The organism is Sphingobacterium sp. WM, assembly GCF_029542465.1.
Lineage (GTDB): Bacteria > Bacteroidota > Bacteroidia > Sphingobacteriales > Sphingobacteriaceae > Sphingobacterium > Sphingobacterium cellulitidis.
In genome coordinates this window covers 1,640,307-1,661,699 of sequence record NZ_CP120709.1, presented here as the reverse complement: position 1 = coordinate 1,661,699, position 21,393 = coordinate 1,640,307, and the positions used below count along the sequence as shown (strand labels likewise).

The 21,393-nt window shown below is 36.7% G+C and carries 15 protein-coding genes; 8 read left to right on the top strand and 7 right to left on the bottom strand.

All coding sequences use genetic code 11. The features are described from left to right. The first annotated feature begins 148 nt into the window (after positions 1 to 148). Both PZ892_RS07050 and PZ892_RS07045 read left to right on the top strand, forming a co-directional pair. Positions 149 to 2,677: a phospholipase C, phosphocholine-specific gene (locus PZ892_RS07050; protein WP_182498763.1), complete on the top strand. Its 2,529-nt coding sequence runs from the start codon at positions 149 to 151 to the stop codon at positions 2,675 to 2,677. A 110-nt stretch (positions 2,678 to 2,787) separates the two neighbouring features. Next, entirely contained in the window at positions 2,788 to 3,522 is a 735-nt protein-coding gene (locus tag PZ892_RS07045; protein WP_277712586.1) for a siderophore-interacting protein, read from the top strand. 9 nt (positions 3,523 to 3,531) lie between these two features. Here PZ892_RS07045 and PZ892_RS07040 read toward each other — a convergent pair whose 3' ends face one another. From PZ892_RS07040 to PZ892_RS07020, 5 genes are all read right to left on the bottom strand, one after another. Further along, positions 3,532 to 5,040 carry a redoxin domain-containing protein gene (locus tag PZ892_RS07040; RefSeq protein WP_182498765.1) on the bottom strand — a complete coding sequence of 503 codons (1,509 nt, stop codon included), beginning with the start codon at positions 5,038 to 5,040 and terminating at the stop codon, positions 3,532 to 3,534. A gap of 13 nt (positions 5,041 to 5,053) precedes the next feature. After that, entirely contained in the window at positions 5,054 to 6,589 is a 1,536-nt protein-coding gene (locus tag PZ892_RS07035; protein ID WP_182498766.1) for a RagB/SusD family nutrient uptake outer membrane protein, read from the bottom strand. Positions 6,590 to 6,600: 11 nt separating this feature from the next. After that, entirely contained in the window at positions 6,601 to 10,098 is a 3,498-nt protein-coding gene (locus tag PZ892_RS07030; protein WP_277712585.1) for a SusC/RagA family TonB-linked outer membrane protein, read from the bottom strand. Between the two features lie 235 nt (positions 10,099 to 10,333). Beyond that, complete coding sequence (locus tag PZ892_RS07025) at positions 10,334 to 11,509, bottom strand: FecR family protein (protein WP_182498769.1); 1,176 nt, start codon at positions 11,507 to 11,509, stop codon at positions 10,334 to 10,336. A 144-nt stretch (positions 11,510 to 11,653) separates the two neighbouring features. Next, positions 11,654 to 12,256, bottom strand: coding sequence for a sigma-70 family RNA polymerase sigma factor (locus PZ892_RS07020; protein ID WP_277712584.1), 603 nt, complete (start codon positions 12,254 to 12,256; stop codon positions 11,654 to 11,656). 525 nt (positions 12,257 to 12,781) lie between these two features. On the opposite strand from PZ892_RS07020, the gene PZ892_RS07015 reads away from it, so the two are divergent. From PZ892_RS07015 to PZ892_RS06990, 6 genes are read left to right on the top strand one after another with little or no spacing between them, the layout of a single operon-like run. After that, positions 12,782 to 13,435: a hydrolase gene (locus PZ892_RS07015; protein ID WP_094281514.1), complete on the top strand. Its 654-nt coding sequence runs from the start codon at positions 12,782 to 12,784 to the stop codon at positions 13,433 to 13,435. Between the two features lie 27 nt (positions 13,436 to 13,462). Further along, positions 13,463 to 14,779: an alginate export family protein gene (locus tag PZ892_RS07010; RefSeq protein ID WP_188713406.1), complete on the top strand. Its 1,317-nt coding sequence runs from the start codon at positions 13,463 to 13,465 to the stop codon at positions 14,777 to 14,779. Between the two features lie 27 nt (positions 14,780 to 14,806). After that, positions 14,807 to 16,723 (top strand): amidohydrolase, encoded by a 1,917-nt coding sequence (locus tag PZ892_RS07005; protein ID WP_182498772.1) that lies wholly within the window; start codon positions 14,807 to 14,809, stop codon positions 16,721 to 16,723. A gap of 9 nt (positions 16,724 to 16,732) precedes the next feature. Then, a complete protein-coding gene (locus PZ892_RS07000; RefSeq protein WP_094281508.1) occupies positions 16,733 to 17,155 on the top strand; it encodes a DoxX family membrane protein in 423 nt (140 codons plus the stop codon). A gap of 5 nt (positions 17,156 to 17,160) precedes the next feature. Beyond that, entirely contained in the window at positions 17,161 to 17,841 is a 681-nt protein-coding gene (locus PZ892_RS06995) for a YoaK family protein (RefSeq protein WP_182498773.1), read from the top strand. Between the two features lie 20 nt (positions 17,842 to 17,861). After that, entirely contained in the window at positions 17,862 to 19,658 is a 1,797-nt protein-coding gene (locus PZ892_RS06990) for an amidohydrolase (protein WP_182498774.1), read from the top strand. Between the two features lie 41 nt (positions 19,659 to 19,699). Here PZ892_RS06990 and PZ892_RS06985 read toward each other — a convergent pair whose 3' ends face one another. Both PZ892_RS06985 and PZ892_RS06980 read right to left on the bottom strand, forming a co-directional pair. Next, positions 19,700 to 20,032 carry a hypothetical protein gene (locus PZ892_RS06985; RefSeq protein ID WP_182498775.1) on the bottom strand — a complete coding sequence of 111 codons (333 nt, stop codon included), beginning with the start codon at positions 20,030 to 20,032 and terminating at the stop codon, positions 19,700 to 19,702. 217 nt (positions 20,033 to 20,249) lie between these two features. Next, complete coding sequence (locus PZ892_RS06980; RefSeq protein ID WP_182498776.1) at positions 20,250 to 21,341, bottom strand: helix-turn-helix domain-containing protein; 1,092 nt, start codon at positions 21,339 to 21,341, stop codon at positions 20,250 to 20,252. Positions 21,342 to 21,393 lie beyond the last annotated feature (52 nt).

Here is a 21,393-nt window from a genome sequence, read left to right as displayed (position 1 = left end):
TAAACATCAATGCCTTTTAGATTATTTTTTTTAATTTTTAGCTCCTATCGTAACAATTTCACTTACACATAGTAATCTCTCTTTCATCTCTTAAAAATTTCATTTTTAATGACTTAAATTAGTTCTACCTAAACAAAAACAACTACCAATGGATAACAGAAGAGAATTTTTAAGGAAAATCATCATGCTTTCTGGCGCTACTGGAATGGTAAATGTGATTCCTTCCTCGATTCAAAAAGCAATGGCTATTGACCCAACCCCGGGAAGTACTTACTTAGATGCTGAACATATCGTAATTCTGATGCAGGAAAATCGTTCATTCGATCATGCATTTGGATCGCTTTCAGGCGTTCGTGGTTTTAATGACCCCCGTGCTGTACTTCTCCCTAATAAAAACCCTGTATGGTTTCAAACGGACTTAGTGGGTAAAACATTCGCTCCTTTCCGTTTAAACATGAAAGAAAGCAACAGCACTTGGACAGGTGATCTGCCACATTCTCGAGCAAGTCAAGTGGATGCCTACAATCTTGGAAAATATGATAATTGGCTTCCCTCTAAACGTTCTAATCATAAAAAATATGCTGATATGCCATTGACTCTCGGTCATTATACCCGAGAGGATCTTTCTTTCAATTATGCTTTAGCAGATGCTTTTACCATCTGTGATCAAAATTTCTGCTCGGCAATGACCAGCACCACTCCAAATCGATCTTTCTTTTGGACTGGAAAAATTATGAGCCAGGAAGATGGCTTAGCAAAGGCGAATATTAGAAATGAGGATTATTCTTATGGTAAACAAAAATGGAAGACTTTCCCTGAAGCCCTGGAGGAAAATGGAATTTCCTGGGGATTCTACCAGAATGAATTAAGCAGTGGCGGTGGGTTTCAGGGAGAAGAACGTTCCTGGTTAAGTAATTTTGGCTGTAACCTCCTTGAGTTTTTCCAAGCATATAATGTAAAATTCAAAGACAGATATATCGAAAATCTGCAAAATAGAGTGGATAAACTACCCGGTGAAATAAACCAATTGCAAGAGGAAAGCCCTTCTTCCGAAGATCGAGCAAAAAAAGTTCAAGCCAGTATTAGAGATAAACAAAATGCGCTCAATGATGCGCAAGAAGAATTGAAAATATGGAATAAAACAAATTTCAATAAACTTTCTTCCTCTCAAAAAAACTTATTTAACCGGGCATTCATTACCAATGAGAAGGATCCTGACTACCGAAGTTTAGATCAGCTTTCATATACCGATAATCAAACAAAAAGAGAACTAGCAGTTCCCAAAGGCAATCTCTTCCACCAGTTTCAAGAAGATGTAAACTCTGGAAAATTACCTACGGTTTCATGGTTGGCAGGACCACAAAATTTCTCTGACCATCCTAGTGCTCCTTGGTATGGAGCATGGTATGTTTCTGAAATTTTGGATATCCTGACCAAAAATCCAGAAGTATGGAAAAAAACTATTTTTATTGTTACCTATGACGAGAATGATGGCTATTATGACCATATTCCGCCTTTTAGTATTCCAGATAAAAACAAACCTGAAACAGGAAAGGTGTCAAATGGCATAGAAACGGAAGACGAATTCGTCCGGCTCTCCAATGAAATAAAACAAGGTGTTCCTGAAAAACAAGCGCGTGGTGCGGCCGTAGGCCTCGGATTTCGAGTCCCTATGATCATTGCTTCCCCTTGGAGTAGAGGTGGAAAAGTATGTTCTCAAGTATTTGACCACACCTCTACCCTACAGTTCCTGGAACATTTTGTCAATAAAAAATTCAAGAAAAATATCAATTTTGAAAACATTGGAACCTGGAGAAGAACTATTTGTGGAAATTTAACTTCTGCATTTACTGCATTTGATAGCAAGGATAAAAACCTGAATTTTATTGATAGAAATCCTTTCTTGGAAACAATTTATAATGCAAAATTCAAAGATAGTCCGGGAAATTTCAAAGAAATCAGTAAACAACAAATCCAAGAAGCCTATAAAACAAAAGATTATGCTTCCTTAATGTCCCAACAAGAGGTTGGTAAACGTCCATCGACAGCATTACCTTATCAGATCAGTGCCCATGGCCAAGTGAATAATGATAATTTCATTATCCGCATGAAAGCGGAAGATAAATTATTTGGAAATCAGTCCGCAGGATCACCATTTACGGTATATGCTCCAAATAATTTCAAAGATGAAACTTCCCCGGCAGAAGCCTGTAGAAACTGGTTCTTCGCAATTAAACCTGCTGATGAAATCCAATATGAATGGCCAATTAATGGTTTTGAAAATGGAAAATACAATCTCCATCTTCATGGTCCGAATGGTTTCTTTCGAGAATTCTCAGGCACTGCAAATGACCCTCATGTTTCAATTGAACTACTCTCTGAATTAAAAAGAATTACAAAAGCTCCTACTGAAAGCATGATATTAAACCTGAAAAACAATGGTAATTCCCCTATACAATTAGTTGTGAAGGATATGAGCTATGAGAGTGGAACCTTTTTTGAAAATAGTATTGCTGCAAATTCAGAAATAAAAATAAAATTAAATTTAGAAAAGAGCTACGGCTGGTATGACTTCATTGTATCCTCTCCCTCAAACCCGGAATTTTACCAAAGGTTTGCTGGAAGGATGGAAACAGGTAAGGAAAGTTTTACGGATCCTATAATCAATAGAAGCTAAACCCCAAGCTTTACTTGAGGCATGTTGAATCGACAATAAAATGCTTTGTATGTTATTTTAGATAATTATTTTTATCTTAAAAGAAATTTTATTTACAACAAAGATTTAACATGCCTCAAGTTCCGAAATGGATGACTGATGCCATGGAGTCCCTCTTCAAGGGAACCTATCACTCCGTAAAAATTACAACAATCAAATACATAAGTCCTTCCCTCAAATACATCCGCTTTAAAGGTGATTTCTCCCGTATTAAAAATGATTTTATTCCTGGAAATGTTATTGAATTTAGAATCAGTGACCGAGATTTCAGACATTATACTCCAAGTTACTTCAATTTGAAAAAAGGTATCTGCGATGTAATTTTCTATATCAATGGTAAAGGACCTGGAAGTATTTGGGCGGATAATCTAGCCTTGGATGATGAATTAAAAATAATGGGACCAAGTAGTAAAATGAACTTCAATTATTCTGCAAGTAGTCATGTTGTATTTGGTGATGAAACTTCTTTAGGCCTTATGCAGCACATCCATCTGGAAGCAAAAAAACAAGGTAAACCCTGTTGTTGCTTAATTGAAATTAATCCCAATCATTTGGATTGGCTCGATCATATACGAATAGATTTTGAAAACATAGTGGTTCTTGATTCCAGCACAGCAGGCATTGGACAAAGCACTTTTAAAGAATGGTTACTTAATCAAAGACCTATTCAATCCGAAATGGAATTTTACCTGACTGGAAATGCCAGTTCCATTCAAAAAATTCAAAAAGATCTTATTTCAAATGGCTATTCAAAGAAGCAGATTCAGACCTACCCTTATTGGGCTCAAGGTAAGGTAGGTCTCTAAATCTTCGAATTATTTAATTAATGATTCAAGCATCAAGGTTAGCATTTGTTCATTATCTGAATCCACCATAAAATCAGAATAGACAATTCTGCCTTCCTGATCAACTATGATATTGGTGGGTGCAGCATAGATCTTATAGTCTTTCTTTATCTCCTTTGAAGCACCTAAAGGTTTAAAGGTAAATCCGGTGTTTTCAATAAAGGGTTGGACAAGATGATCTTGTTCCCGATAAATATTGACTCCAAGGTATTGGAATTTATTCCGATCTATACCCTTTATCGCATTTTCAAAATGTGGCATCTCACCTCTACATGGTCCACATGCTGGATACCAAAAGGTCAGTAAGGTAACTTTACCCTTTAAATCATCTAGGGTAACTTTTTGCTCTGAATCAAAAGAATCTATTGAAAAAGGAAGTGCTTCTTTGGAGTTTGAAATGGCAAGTTGATAAACATCTCCTTTTACATCAGTCTCGGTTTTGCCTAGTTTCTTTCCATATGCAAAGATCGCTTCTTGAACTGCAATAGAAGGTTTTGTTGATTGGATAATAATCAAACTATCATAGGCAGCTTGAGTTTCCTTATTCGCATCTAAAGCCAATGCTTTATTCAGCATCAGTAAACTACCTAAATCATTGCCGTTCAAAGTTCTGTATTGGAGATTAATGATTTGCTCTTTGGCCTCAGCATACTTGCCGGCACGCATTTTTTCCTCATATAGCTTTAAGTCCTGTGCCAATTTAAGATTTTTGCCAAGACCTAAATCCGACTCGCCCTTATCCTTATACTTTGTGGCAACTTCAATTGCTTGATCATATTGTCCCTCCATTAAATAAGTATTCACCAATCGGGTTATGGCTACTAGAAAAACCATACTTTCTTCATCTGGAAATAGGGTCAGCATCTTTTCTCCTAACCTAATTTTCTCTTCATTGTTTTCCAATTCTAATCCAGCAATATTGAAAATCAACAATGCTTGTTCTGATTTCGGATATTGTTCAATAAAAGCATTGGCCTTTGTACTAAATTCATTTGGGTTATGAGAAAATAAGAAAACATATCTTACTTTTAAATCCAAATTATCAGGACTAGCTTGCATTGCTTGCTCAATATAGTTGATTTCATCTTCCTTATTCCCTTTAAAAGCGGCATCAGTAGCAAGGTTTTCCCAATTCTCAATATTTGAAGGGTCTATCTCCGCAGCTTTTAATAGATATTGCTGTCTTTTAGGACTAAAATCACCTAACTTATTGGCTATTGCTATCTGTAAGGTTGCTGACTTAGGATGTTTGGCAATAATTTTGGCATATTCCTTTTCCGCTTGTTCTGGATTGGCAAAACCTGCCAAATATTCCTCATTCAAATCCATGCTATCAGGATTTGCCATAACCGCAGCCCGCAATTCTGCCATTTCTTTCGCCGATAGCAAAAACTCTTCTGTACTTTGAGAATAAACCCTTGGAATATGACCTAAAACAAGTAGAAATAATGCTAATATTTTTAAAGAGTTATTTATCATAGCTATATTATTCTTAGTATTTATTCTGTTCTATAACGCCATTACTTGCTTCAATATCCGAAACAGGAATAGGTGCTGCCCAACGTCTAGACCCTTTTTCCAAGGTATAGTTCTGAACTTTCTGGTCGTCTAAAACAATGGAATTATCAAAAGGATAAAATGATCGCTTCAACAGAATATCATCTGTAGCAATCTCATTATGATTATATCGACGAACATCAAACCATCTTTGCGAAAATGGCATTTCTCTCCTTCGCTCTTCGGAAACCTTTTTTATCGCATCTTCCTTATTGGCTGCCGACAAATTTACCCAAGCTCCTGCAACCATTCTTTTAGCCCGCAAGGAATTCAATGTTTGCATTGAGGCTGCTGCATTTCCCAAATGTGCCTGAGCCTCAGCTTTGGTTAATAATACCTCTGCCACAGTTGGTCCTGAAGGAATTCTGTTTTTATAAAAAAATACATATCCAGGATAATTATAAGAAGGTTTGATCATTCCACGATCATAGGAATAACCTTCTACAACATTATATTTATAGCGTAAATCATGCTCCTTATCATATAAATTCAGCAATTCCGGACTCGGAATATACCAATACGAGTCATTTGCAAGCATTCGAAAATATAAAAACTCCTTCCAGCCTATCATATCCGTATATTCCACTTGATTATTATGCGTATATGGAAACTGGATTGTGAAATTCTTCTGACTTGCAGTTCCTGCATCCAGGGTCACTGTCTTTGGAATACCATAACGCATTTGAGTATTATAATCAACTAAAGTACTGTATCCAGCTAATGCCTCATTTGCATATTGCAATGCCTTATTGTAGTCATTTCTATTTAACCAATATCTAGCTGCAAATGCATTGACAGCCGTTTTATTGGCTCTCCAATGTACTGAACGACCACTTTGAACCAAAGGCGTACTAATCTGTAATGCCTCAGTTAGGTCGCTTTCAATCTGTTGATAAGTGGTTGCCAAAGACTGTCTTTGCGCATTTTCTTCAAAACTGATGGTTTGTTTAATTGGTAATCCTGGCTCATTCTTGTTAGCTTCAGTATATGGTAGACAGTAGGTGTTTACCAATACCCAATTGCTATAGGCTCTGATAAAATGAGCCTCTGCTTTTAAATTATTTTTCTGCTCTGCAGTCCCTCCAGATACTTGATCTAAATAAGTGAGCACCGTATTCGCATAAAATATTTTTTTATACTCATTCCCCCAAAAATCATCTCCAATATTCGTTGGTAAAAACTTGCTGTCCCATAAGGCATATTTAACCCGACTAATTGCAAACACGGAAGGGTCAGAATCATACATTGCAGAACTTAAATAGTAATCATCCGAACTAAAAACTGCAGTTTGATTTAACTCCTCCGAAAATACGCCTGAATAATTATTCAAGAGCTGATTGAGCTGATCAAAAGTCTTGATTTCCAACTCCGAAGTTTTACTCGGTGGAACATCTAAAAAATCATCGATCTTACTACAGGAACCTAATAATAGCGAGGTTAATATAATGATGGAAAATATTCTTTTTTTCATTTTTCAAAATTTTAAAAGTCGAACTTCAATCCAAAAGTATAGCTTGGCATAAGCCTCAAACTTCCCATCGGATATTCAGGATCCTCACCCGCTTTATTGGAATAAAAACTAAATAGATTATTCCCCTGGGCATACAATAACACATTATTCAATCCTATTTTATTTGAAATAGAACTCGGGAATGTATAACTCAAATTAACCTCTTGAAGTCGAACATGCGACGCTGATTGTATCAAATAATCCATTGAACTCGTGAAATACTCCCAGATATAATACTCTGAATCATCTTTATTTAATGGTAATGGAACTATCTTCGAAGGATCGCCGCTATTGACCTCTGTCAACTTAGCATTAGGTAATACTCTGGAAACCCAATTCGGTGGATAATTAAAACCTAAGGTCTGAAAGACGTGCCCAAATTTCCCAGTGACAATAAATGAAAAGTTGAAATCCTTGTATTTGAAGGAGTTCATAAAACCTAATGTATAAGGGGCAACCATAGTTCCCATATTTTTTAAATAGGTTAATGGATCCCCTTCCGGAAATGCAGAAAGTGGGAAAGGCTGACCTTCAGGACCTATTTTGGTCGGTTGATTATTTTCAATTCCCGAATATTGCCACCTCCATGCTGTATTCGCATCATAACCCTTGACATAAGCTGCTGTACCTCCTAATGGCATTTGGAATGCATTATAATTAACAACAAACAAGTCTGTGATCTCATTTTTATTATAAGAGAAATTCAGATTCCCCGTCCATTGTAAATCAGAACTTAAATTTTGTGAAGTCCCTAATTCAACTTCAACTCCTTTATTGACCATGGCAGCATTGTTGAGTTTCTGCATGAAAGTTCCATGAATTGATGGTATCGATAGCTCCGCCAATAAATCTGTTCCGTTTTTCTTATACAGGTCCAGCTTACCAAATAATTTATGATCAAATAATGAAAAGTCTACTCCCAAATCCCAATTGCTGGTTTGCTCCCATCTCAAAGTTGGATTTCCATAACTTGCAAAACTCGCTATTAATCCATTGATATAAAGGTCGGGAGATTGACTCGGTGTAATCAATGGCCTAAAGGTAGTGGAAGGATCATAATTCCCTAATTTACCATAGGTTATGCGAGCTGACAAGCGATCTACCCAATCAACATTTTCCATAAAGCCTTCTTTATGAGCATGCCACATCCCTCCAATGGAAAAGAATGGTGCATACCTATACCGAGGATTATCAGTGATTAAATTGGATGCATCAAAACGATAGCTACCACTTAAAACATACTTTTGTTTATAGGTATATGCTGCATTTCCATAGGCTGAAAATAAACGTTGCGTAGTATATCCGAAGGTATTTAGGTAAGGGAAAGTAATCTCTTGTCCCATGTAATCATATATTGGGCTATTGGGTCCTCCAGGGCCATTTGGAAAAGTACCAACAGCCAAGGTCTCTTCATTGTATCCATAGGCTGGCGGATTCTCAAAAGTTTGACCAACCAAACTCTGAAATTCCATTCCCGCAAGAGCATCCAGTTCATGATCCATTCCTAATTCTCGATTATACCTTAGTTGACCCCTTACATTATATAAATCTGTCCGAACTCGTTTTTGCTTTAAGATTCCTCCTAATGGAAGATTTGCAATAAATACATTTGGATCAACGGAGGAATCCCATGTCGTCGACTCATTGACAGTTTTTCTTACTTCAAAGCTATTCTCATTGTATAATTCTCGAGTATTATAGTTACCATATTCATATTGTCCCCTCAATTCCGCTGTTAAGCCATTCAATAGTTTAAAATTCAATGCTCCCTGAAATCTTGCCTGACTCTGGTCTACGCTAAGCTTTCTGTTAGCAATTTCTAAAATCGGATTGTAGGTCCAATCCGAATATGGAAAAGATGCAGTAGGAACATCCCTATCTAATATTGGTGTATAATATCTATGAATATTGGTATAAGATCCATCCGGATTCTTTAACATATCATATGGGGACCAACTGTTCAGATCTGTCAGGGTTACTCCGTTATTATTATCTTTATTATATAGATAATTCGCACCCAAGGTTAGATCCAACCATTTGGTAATACTTGAATTATTCCTAAAATTGATAAGGTATTTCTTAGAGTCTGTTTCTTTAAAATTGGATTGATTACTTTGATGCATTAATGACAAGTAATTTGTCATCCTTTCTGACCCACCTGAGATGGATAAATTATATTGAGTAGCAGTTGGATTCGCTAATAGATAATCTGAAATTTGTTTCTTATTGTCCAAGGTTTTCAAATTTGCCAGTTGGGCATCTCGCTCAGCTTTTGAAATAAATCCATAATTTGCTTCATTCATCACAATGGAGGCAGTACTCCAATCGTAACCAACATCAAAAAATGAAATGGGATCAGGTAAGGCTCTCCAATTTTCGTAGGCTTTCATCTCATAATCTACCGTTTCTGAAGACGACGCCAATGGACGTACATAATCCAAATCCATTTTCGGAGAAATTTTGGTGAACACATTTAAATCCACCTTTAAAGGCGAATTCTTACCGGCATTCTTCGTCGTAACGACGATAACCCCATTTGCTGATCGAGCACCCCAAACTGAACCTGCTGCTGCATCCTTCAACACAGTAACTGATTCCACATCATTGGGATTGATTGAAGCAAAGTCTCCTTGTATAGGAAACCCATCTACAACAACCAATGGCGATGCATTAGCCAATAAACTCGATTGCCCTCGGATTTCAAACTTCGGATTTCCTTTATCGTCGATGGAGCGTGCTTGAACACCAGCAATAGTACCTACTAACCGTTGCGAAATATCAGTTGCCGGTTTCTCAAGTTGTGCTTTCGAAACAGTCCCATAAGAACCTGTAGAGCGTTCCTTTGAAATCGTTTGAAAACCTGTATTGACAACAGTAACCTCTCCAATACTTTCTGGCTTGGGGTTTAATTGGATATTATAGAACTGTTTGTCATCAACCTTTACTTGCCCCCTTTCATAGCCCAAATAGCTGATTTCTAACACATCATTTGTCCGGACCTCATCAATACTAAAACTTCCCTGAGCATCCGTCGAATAGCTTTTGCCTGTACGAAGATTTTTGATGGTAGCTCCTGCCAACTTCTCTCCTTTTTCATTCAGCACCTGGCCTCCAATGGTTTCTTGAGCATTCGATTCGGAACTTTCCTTAATTGGAGAAATTACATTTTTTGAAATTGGCTTCATGGAAATTGAAATAGACTTTCCACTTCGCTTATATTGTAAAGGCCTATCCTCCAATAATTGCGGCATAACTTCTTGCAGCTCCTGATTAGAAACTTTTAGATTGACTTTCCAATTAGGATTAATGGACCCCTCCTCATAAATAAAAATAAAACCCGTCTGCTTAGTAATCTCTAAAAAAGCCTTTTTTAAAGTAGCTCCCTTAAGATCTAGGTTAATTTTCTGAGCATTGGAATTAGCCATTGCGCCAAACATGGAAAATAAAAACAAAAAGAAAGTTAGTTTCATTTTTAATAAAAAAACACGCTTTTTATTGCTCATTGTGAAATCATAAATGAACAATACACCCATTAAAAATTTTCAAGATGCTATTAAAGCTCTTTAATCACATCTTATTATTAAGTTTGTATTGTCTGGTTTAAAAAATAGTTAGCTAAACTCTATTTTGGTCAGGTAAATCTGCCAGAGGTGTCTTCAGCACCTCGGCAGACTTTGTTGATATTTCAACTCATTCGAATTACTTCTATTGATAAGCTGAAACTCTCCTATCCTTTACACTAAATTTAATTTTTGTATTTAATTCAATTGCCTCTAAAACTTCGTTCAATTTGACATCCCTGCGGATGGTTGCAGATAATTTTCGATCCTTAAATTTCCCCATATCTACCTCCACATCATACCAACGCTCAATCTGGTTTCCAAACTCCTCCAGGGTCAAATTATTAATCACATAAATACCATCTTTCCAAGATGCATACTCATCAATATCTACTTCCTGCGTCTTTAAACTCCCTTCAGAGGAAAGAATCGCTTGTTGTCCGGGTTTAATCAATACCTTTTCTTGGCTCTTTGTTGAACTCACCTCTAAACTTCCTTCAACTAAGGTCGTCAGGTATCGACCCTTATCCCCATAAGTGTTCACATTAAAACTAGTCCCCAGAACCTTAATCTCCTGCCACCCTGTTTCAACAATAAAAGGCTGCTCAGGGTTTTTACTAACCTCCAAATAGGCTTCCCCACTAACTTTTACTCTTCGGCTTGGTCCAACAAACTGCGTTGGATATTCTATAGAAGACGCAGAATTCAACCACACTTTCGTTCCATCTGCCAACTTAACTTGATACTGACCAGAACGCGGAGTACTCACCCTCGCAATTTTTACCGCATCAGATTTAACAAGACTTGTTCCATCGGAATAACTCATCCCATCTTCGGAAACAATTAATCCAGTTTGCGCTTCGCTTAGTGTAATGGATTTTTCACCTTCAAAGGATAAGGTTGCTCGATTGGATCCCGGAAGAATTTCTTCTGCTACAATTTGTACTTCTTGTCTTTCTTTACCTTTATTCAACATATAATACCAAACTGAACCAATGGTTAATAGTAGAACAATTGCAGCCACATATTTAAAATACTTCTGAAATTTATTTTGGGGAATTCTTAAAACGTGATTTTCTTCGTTGAGTTTTAGGGTTAATTGCTTCCAGGTTTCATCAACTATTGGCAAAGATTTATCCAATAATGCTTGGTCTGGCTCCTCCTCTTCGGATAACTGGAAATATTCTTTGAAACAGGCTTCTCGTTCGGATTCATATTCCTCCGACTCAATAATGGATGCTAACAACTCTAGTTCTGCTTCATCCAAAGTATCATGTATATATTTATAAAATAAAATACGATAATGTACCTTCTTTTCCATGCTGGATTTATAAAAGGGTCTTATTAATAGTTAGTAGTGTGTATATAATAAGTACACCAGCAATCCATAAACTAACAGTTCATCTTAATAAAAATTTTCAAATATTTTATAAACCCTTGTTTATCAATTAAATAAAATAACAAATTAACTCTTAAAATAATCGCTAGATAAAAAAGGAATAATAAAAAACAACAATTGGGGCAGATGATTTTGAAGATAAAGTCTGATTTGTTTATTAGCGAGTTGCAAATGTTGATTGATTGCTGAATGACTTATTTTTAGCGTATCGCTGATTTCCTTATAACTCTTACCTTCCAACTTATGCATCATATAGACTTCTCTTTGTCTATCAGTCAATGTGCTGAGCGCATCATTAAACACCTTATTTGTTTCTGCAAATTGCAGATCCTCCTCTATATGAGAATAGGATTCTCCAGGCTTGATTTGCATTATTCGGTTTTGTTCTCTGACTGCAGTTCGATAAGAATTAAGGGAAAGGTTTGTCGCCATCGTATATAGAAGGGCTGCAAAGGATCGCTCTTCCTTCAAGTCAGCACGCATTTGCCAAATTTTTAGAAATATGTCTTGTAATAGATCTTGAGCTAAATCCTCAGATTTTACCAATTGAAGAAGTTTTACTGTTAGTTTGGGCGCATATTGATGGTAAAGCTTCTCAAAAGCAACACGATCACCTTGCTGCAATTGTACAAGCAAATCTCTTTCATCAATATGGTCTGGTTTAATCATTTATTAGAGTGAATATCCTATGAATTGCACTAAAATACAAAAACAGTTCATTTTTGGTCATTTTTAAATCACGGAAAATATTAATTTTCAAATCTCCACAAAAAGGCACATCAGTTATCCATTTTTTATAAAAAAATTTATCTTCTGGTCGAAAAACATAATTCTAGAGATAATAATTCCACCCAAAATGCGATATTATTTTATCTATTCACGAGAAATCAAAGATGAGTAAAAGCAATTTTTTCCTTTATATTAAAAATCATTGACTATAAAATCATATAAAATATGGCCTCAAAGGCTAGAAATCGCATTTTACCCCCTGTTAGTAATTTCCTTAGAATTGTTAAAACTTACTCTATACTAAATGGTTGAACAAATAAATGTTCTTTTTAAATTTATTAACATAGATCAATGAATAACCCCTCCTCATAAAATACCTTTGAAATATACTTACATACAGAGATAATAATTTAAAAAGCAACTATTATTTAACTATTTATTTTTTCACTATTTAATTAAAAGATTATGACTTCCACAAATCCAACCCCAGCAAAATCACTTTTGACACCAGACAATCATGCTTTAGTGTTAATCGATCATGAAGGACAAATGGCTTTCGCTACTTCTTCTATCCCTATGATGCAATTGAGAGCGCATGTGGCTCTACTTGCAGGTGGATCTAAAATCTTCAATGTGCCTACAATCGTAACCACGGTTGCTGAAGAAACCTTCTCAGGACCTGTATTCCCAGAAATCGAAGATGTATACCCTCAATCATCACACCCTTATATCGACCGTACAACTATGAACACTTGGGAAGACCAAAATGCGCATGATGCAATCGTTGCAACCGGTAAAAAGAGAATTGTAATGGCAGGTTTATGGACTAGCGTTTGTATTGCAATGCCAGCATTATCTGCAATTGATGAAGGCTATGAAGTTTATGTAGTTACTGATGCATGTGGTGATATCACTCCTGAGGCTCATAACATGGCTATGATTCGTATGCAACAAGCTGGTGTAATCCCTATTACTGCTGTACAATATGTGCTTGAACTTCAAAGAGACTGGGCTCGCCAAGAAACTTATGAACCAGTAAACAACCTAATTAAACAAAGAGGTGGTTCTTATGGACTTGGTGTTCATTATGCAAAACATATGTTGAACAAAAACAATTAATCTTCTAGCCTTATTAAATATTAGAAGATGATAAAGAAAACCAAAAACTGGCGAATGATAATAAGTAAAGCTTTGCTATTAATAATTTTATTATTACCAGTTTTTGGTTTCTCTCAACAAAAGGATTCCACACATACTAATACCAAAATAAGTTTCAAACAGGGAGGAGATATCCGCGTGCAATACTTTCACTTCGATAACCAAGACTGGGAAAAAAACAATAATTCCAACTATTTATTGACCCGATTCTTATGGAATGCTGCACTTAATTTTGGAGATAATCATCAAATAAAAGTCGAATTCCAAAGTGGGTTGGCGAATGGGATTCCTAAGCCCGTCTCACCGGTCGATGAAAATGTATTGGACCTTCATCAAGCTTATTACAAATACACGCTTAATACAGGAAAGAAAACTAAACTCGCTGTGATTGCTGGTCGTCAGGAACTCCAATATGGTTCTCAAAGAATTATCTCCGTAAGAGAAGGCCCTAATAACAGGCAATCATTTGATGCGTTAAAAGTTAAATTTGAACAGAAAGATTTGACTTTGGATGCCTTCATTTCCACCTACGTACAAGCAAAAACTGGCTTCTTTAATGATAAATTCCTAAATCAAAATAATATCCTTTGGGGCATTTATGCCGTCAAGAAAAATGTCCCCCTGATTCAAAACTTGGACATCTACTACCTAGGAATTAAAAGGAATAAGGAAGTCATCAATCTACATACCTATGAAACTAAGAAACATTCTTTAGGTCTTCGTGTATGGGAAGGTAACTCAAACTTCACATATGACTTAGAAGCATTGCTCCAATGGGGAAAATCCAATACGGAAGATCGAATAAAATCATCAACCGCTTCGGCACATATTACCTATAAATTCGATGATTGGAAATGGAAACCCATCCTAGGAATCAAAGCACAATATATCTCTGGGGATAAAGACTCCACCGATAAGATCATAAACACCTTTGACCCGATCTACCCTAAAGGCGCATATTTCGGTTTAAGCCCTATCATAGGACCTAAAAACTTAACAAACATACATGTTTACAGCAAATTGAATCCAATTCAGGATTTAACCGTTTCCTTGGAATACATCTATTTCTGGCGAAACTCTACCCAAGATGCTGTATACGATGTCGGCGGAAATCCTTTGATCAATAGCTTGAATCAAAAATCTAAAAATATTGGTAGTCAATTTCAAATCAGTCCCCAATATCACCTCAAAGAAAAATTGGTGCTTATGGGTGATTTTGCCTACTTCAAAACAGATCAATTCTTAAAAGAATCGGATGCTGTGGATCTGTTCTCCGCTGCATTGGGAATTCAATATTCATTTTAGAAGTATAAACTTTAATTATAAATAATCATGAAAGCAGACATTATATTATACAACGGAAAGATTAATACTTTAGATAAAGAAAACCAAATAGCCAATGCAGTGGCTATAAAAGATGATAAATTTATTGCCGTTGGTACAGATAAAGAAGTAATGGATTTCGCAGACAACAAGACTAAACTTGTGGATTTGCACCAAAAAACTGTTATCCCTGGGATCAACGATTCTCATACCCATCTAATCCGCGGGGGATTAAACTATAACTTGGAACTACGTTGGGATGGTGTCCCTTCATTGGCAGATGCTCTCAGAATGTTAAAAGAGCAAGTTGACAGAACACCAAACCCACAATGGGTGCGCGTTGTCGGTGGCTGGACAGAACAACAATTCGCAGAAAAAAGAATGCCAACCCTGGAAGAAATCAATGCAATAGCTCCGGATACCCCGGTATTTATATTGCACCTTTATGATCGTGCTTTCTTGAATGCAGCAGCTTTGCGTGCAGTAGGATATGATAAAAACACGCCAAACCCTCCAGGTGGAGAAATCCAAAAAGATGCTAGTGGAAACCCTACAGGGTTAATTCTGGCAACTCCGAATGCAACAATCTTATACGCTACACTAGGTAAAGGTCCTAAATTGACCTTCGAGGAATCTTTGAACTCTACAAGACACTTTATGCGTGAATTGAACAGATTCGGAATTACCAGTGTTATCGACTCTGGTGGGGGTTCCCAAAACTATCCTGACGATTATAAAGTCATTGAAACCCTAAGGGATGAAGATGAACTTACCGTAAGAATTGCTTACAACCTATTCACTCAAAAACCGAAAGAAGAATATCAAGACTTCCAAGGCTGGATCGATAGTGTAAAACTATTCCAAGGTGATGATAAATACAGACATAATGGTGCTGGTGAAATGCTGGTCTATTCTGCAGCTGATTTTGAAGATTTCTTACAGCCAAGACCGGATCTACCTGATACTATGGAAGAAGAACTTGAAAAAGTGGTCAAATTATTGGTGACCAACAGATGGCCATTCCGATTACATGCTACTTATAACGAAAGCATCAATAGATTTTTAAATGTCTTTGAAAAAGTGAACAAAGAAGTTCCTTTTGATGGCTTACATTGGATCTTTGACCATGCTGAAACTATTACTGAACAGAACATCGAACGTGTTAAGGCATTGGGAGGTGGTATTGCAATTCAACATAGAATGGCATTTCAAGGTGAATACTTCTCTGATCGCTATGGTAAGGAAGCAACTGAACATACGCCACCAGTCAAAAAAATGTTGGAAATGGGTGTTCCTGTTGCTGGAGGTACCGATGCAACCCGTGTTGCCAGTTACAACCCTTGGATAGGATTATATTGGTTGACCGCTGGTAAAACCGTCGGTGGACAACGCATCTATTCTGATTCTACAGTTCTTGATCGTCAAACCGCACTCGAATTATATACGAAAGGTGGATCTTGGTTCTCCAATGAACAAGGCAAAAAAGGGGAAATAAAAGTAGGTCAGTTAGGAGATCTTGTCGTATTGGATCGTGATTATTTTAATGTTCAAGAGGACCAAATCAAGGATATTGAAGCAGACTTAACAGTAGTTGGGGGGAAGATCGTATATGCGAAGGGGGATTTCAGAAATGAGGCTCCTCCGGTTCTTCCAATTCTTCCAGATTGGTCACCAACTAAAAGCTATAATGGATATTACCCTGGTTCTAACAACTTGGAATTATCAAGCTATAATAGAAATGCTTCAGATGTAAATACAGCGAAAGCAAGAGCAATGGCTCAGGCACAAGCTCAATATATCCATGCTTGTATAGGTTCTTGTAACGTCCATGGACATAACCATAACGTAGCAAGAATGAGCAACATTCCTGTAAATAATTACACCTCTTTCTGGGGAACTTTAGGTTGTTCTTGTTTCTCATTTTAATACCTATCCATGTTAGAGCTATTATCCAAAATATTATACTCTGATTTAGGATCAGAATTTAACAACTGGGTATTCCTAGGATTTAGGGTGTTACTGATGATTGAACTTATCCGTGTCCATGGATTAAAAAAACTGGATGCACATCACGACACCCCCAATCCTTTGGGATTACCTCGAAAACTAAATAATTTCATTTCTGTTTTCGCGACACTTTATCTTCCAATCTTAGGAATAGTAGGCCTTGGAACTCGATTGGTTATCCTGCCAGCTTTAATGATTACCGCAATTGGGTACTTCGTAATCCATAGAAAGGATAGCGTAGTCGAAAGAGATGTACCCTATATGTACACTTTGACACTATTGCTTCTTGTATTATTAGGCCCTGGAACCAAATCCCTGGACTACTGGATCTTAAACAATTTTCTACATTAATTATTATGGAAAACAACATTTCAAAAATCATCTCTAATTTCCTCCTTGTATTCGTCGCTGGATATGCAGATACCGCAACGTTCACCTCTGGAAATGAAGTATTCTCGGCCCATGTGACAGGAAACTTTGTGGTATTTGCCAATAAATTGATCCATAATCCACAGCTCGCTGACTTTAGTATTCTGCTCACCTTTCCTGTTTTTATTATCGCGGTGTATTGTACAGGTTTCCTGAACAATAAAATCAAGGATGAAAGAGCATTGTACTTGGTAATGGGTGTAATATTAGCAATATCTGCATTGTTATCATACTTTGTTGGTAAGGATTACCCAGTAGAATCCTTTGTGAATTTCGCAATCGTACTGGTTGTAGTATTCGCTTTGGGAATCCAAAATGCAGTAAATAAACTTTATGGGAATTCAACATTTGGACCGACAACAGTGATGACCGGAAATGTTACGAAAGCAACCCTTGATTTCTGCCATGCATTTACTGGTGAAGAGAAAAATGCAGAGACCAAATCTAGCTTTTGGAGAGTCCTTGTATTAATCATAGGCTTTTTAATCGGATGTATCCTAGGTGCAATCTTATCGGCAAAATACGGACTGGTGGTCTTATTGATTCCTGCTCTATTAGTTCTTGCATACTACGCATTATTCTTCCAGAAAAAAAACGTAAGTAATTAGTTCATAAAATAATATCGATCATGAGAAACTTAAAGAATACCTTCCTGACTACATTTTTAGCTATCATAGTTGCACTTTCCTCTAATCATTTATATGCTCAAGGAAATGCTGATATCATAATATATAATGCTAAAGTCCATGCAATGGATGAAAACAATACAACTGCGGAAGCAATTGCTCTAAAAGGCAACAAAGTTCTTGCAATTGGAACAAATACAGAGATCAATAAACTTCGCAGCAAGAAAAGTAAGTCTATCGATGCGAAAGGCAAAACAGTAGTTCCGGGATTATTCGATTCTCATGCGCATGTTATTCGCGCTGGACGATTTTATAATAGTGAACTACGCTGGGACGGAGTGAACAGCCTCGAAAAAGCACTTCAAATGCTAAAAGAACAAGCCCAAAGAACACCAAAAGGGCAATGGGTCCGAGTAGTAGGTGGATGGTCACCATATCAATTCAAAGAAGAACGATTCCCAACACTTGAAGAAATCAATGCCGCAACTGGGGATGTTCCTACCTTTGTACTGTATTTATATGGGAAAGTGTATCTGAATAAAGCTGCAATTGCTGCCTTGAAACTTAATTCGGAAAGTGAAAACCCTCCAGGTGGATTAATTGAACGTGATAAGCATGGAAACCCTACGGGAATGCTATTTGCCGAACCTAATGCTTTTATCCTCTACTCTACCCTGGCTAAACTTCCTGAACTTTCTGATGCCGAAAAGATCAATTCCTCCTTATTGTATATGACGGAATTGAACAGATTGGGAATTACTTCCGTAATGGATGCGGGTGGTGGTTTCCAAAATTACCCTGATGATTACGGTATCACCGATCAATTAAATGAAGAAGGGAAAATAACCATTCGACTTCCACATTATCTGTTCGCACAAAAGAAAGGTCAAGAACTAAATGATTATACCAAATGGGTGGGCATGGTTGATGTAGGAATTCATCCCAAAGCAACCGCAACACCTAAGGATTATTATGTAGCTGGTGCGGGTGAAAATATCGTGGCTGATGCAGGAGACTTTGAAAACTTCCTTTTCCCTCGCCCTGAACTCCCAGATTCCATGGAAACTCAATTATTGCCAGTAATCCGATTATTGGTCAACAATAAATGGCCTTTCAGGTTGCACGCAACTTACGACCAAACCATTGGTAGAATGTTGGATGTAATCGAAGCTGTCAATGAGGAAAACCCATTGGGCGATCTGGTTTGGTTTATTGACCATGCTGAAACAGTCAGTGATGCAAACCTGAAGAGGATAAAAGCCCTAGGCGGTGGAATTGCAATCCAAAATAGAATGTCCTTTCAAGGTGAAAATTTTATTCGTCGATACGGAAAGAAAGCCGCCAATGAAGCCCCGCCAATTCATAAAATCTTAGAAATGGGCATCCCTGTTGGTTTAGGGACAGATGCTACCCGAGTATCTTCGTTCAACCCCTGGTTGGCAATCCATTGGTTGGTATCGGGAAAAACTGTCGGTAACACAGAAGTTCTACAGAAAGAAAATCGACTGGATAGAAATTTAGCATTAAAACTAATGACTAAAGGCGGCTATGACCTGATTAAACAAAGCCACGAAAAAGGAATGTTGAAACCTGGTTATTTTGCTGACTTAATTATCCTTAATGAGGATTACTTCAATATCCCTGAAGATAATATTAAAAACCTTAAATCTAACCTTACCATTGTTGATGGAAAGGTGGTATATGCTGATGATCAATTCCAGAATTTCAAAAAACCTGAGCTGGAAGTAATTCCGAGTTGGAGCCCTGTTAAATATTATGGAGGATACCAACATAATTAACATCCTTCTTTAATTAATAAAATTACCCTACTAGCAGAAGCCTACCCAGCTTCTGCTAGTCTTTTTATACCTTTCAATGCTTGACTCACATACAGCATAACCCAATGTGCATTGGTTTGATCTCTACCTTCTTCTTCCAATGGTTTAGCTTCCAAACATAAACTTATCCCCACAATATTCTCTTTTAAGGTATAGATATAATCAATATTATTTTCAATATCCCAATGGTTGATATAGGTCTTCTCCGAATCTACACGAAGCTCCTTAAAAATCTCAATGCCTGCCTCCCATTCCTTTATGTATTTATGGTTTACCAATAGCTCTTCAACGAATTCTAAATCTGCATTTATTGCAATCTCTTCATAGTACCTCATATCTAAAAATTTTGATCTTCTCATGGATGTATTTCCAATTATATAGAACCAAAATTAGTGCGCTTTATAAGGAAAACCGTTTCAACTTATAGTTTGGAACAACTAAAATAAAAAACAATCAAAAACCTGATTAAGTGTTAGTTACAAGTTCCACTTTATAAATACGAACAAGTATATCTAAGAATTTAGTTAAAATTCGTACTCGGCTTAAACTGTTTTAGGATTTGGATTGACGGAATTCGGATGGGGTCTGCCCTGTCATGTTTTTAAAAACAGTATTGAAAGCAGTTTTCGAATTAAAGCCAGAAGCAAATCCTATGGAAACCATATTATAGGCTTCCATGTCGGGATCGACTAACAGCTTTTTTGCCTTTTCAACACGATAGGCATTGATATATTGAAAGAAATTAACCTCGAAACCTGAATTGATAATATAAGACAACTGATGACTATTCAAATTCATCCTTTGTGCTAGTTTTACCAAATTTAACTCAGAATCTAGATAAACCTCCTCGGATTCCATTAATTTCGCAAGTCTTGACTTTGCCTCTAACAATTCCTTATCGCTCATCAATTTGACTTTGGCATCCGAGTTCTCACTCGAAATGGAACTAGCAGATTCCAAAGTTTCCTCCAACTTCAAGCCCACTGGAAAAATCTCAACCTGCCGAATGGAATAAAAAGTAACTAAATATAGAATGAACAAGAAAAATAGATTGGTTAATGAATTCAAATCCCTATCAGGATAAATCAGGTTCAGCATTAAGAAAAACACGGAGCATAGAAGGCAGAAATAGATAATGTATTTGATCCAACTTAAATCAATATTATAAGTATTGGAAGAAAAGGATTCTATTACTTTTTGATGTTTTTGTACTTTAAAATATGCCAACACATTACAAGCTAAAGCTTGTGTAAAAAACAAACCCATTAATATGGTTTTATAACCTTTAAATTCATGGTCCTTTCCTAAAAACATGACCGATAAAAAGATGACGGGTAGTACGAGAAAGAGTAAATCCCGGCTTTTGAATTTATAATGCGGATTGGTGTAGAACACAACACTTCCTAAAAACACCAATGGAACCATAAATTGTAAAAATCGGAGACTAAAGAAAATGGAATCCGAAGGAAAAGTTTGGGCTGGATAAATCATCTCATCGAGCCAAAAGCTGGACCAAATCAATACAAAGAACCCAAACCAGATATTAGCTTTTTTATTTACCCTTAATGCATTACTGAAGTTTAGAAATGCCAATAAAAACATTCCGCCTACAATCAGGGTTTTGATAAGGTTACCTAAGTCCATTAATAAACTTCTTATTCAAGCTAAAATCTTCCATAAAGAAAAATAAAACAAA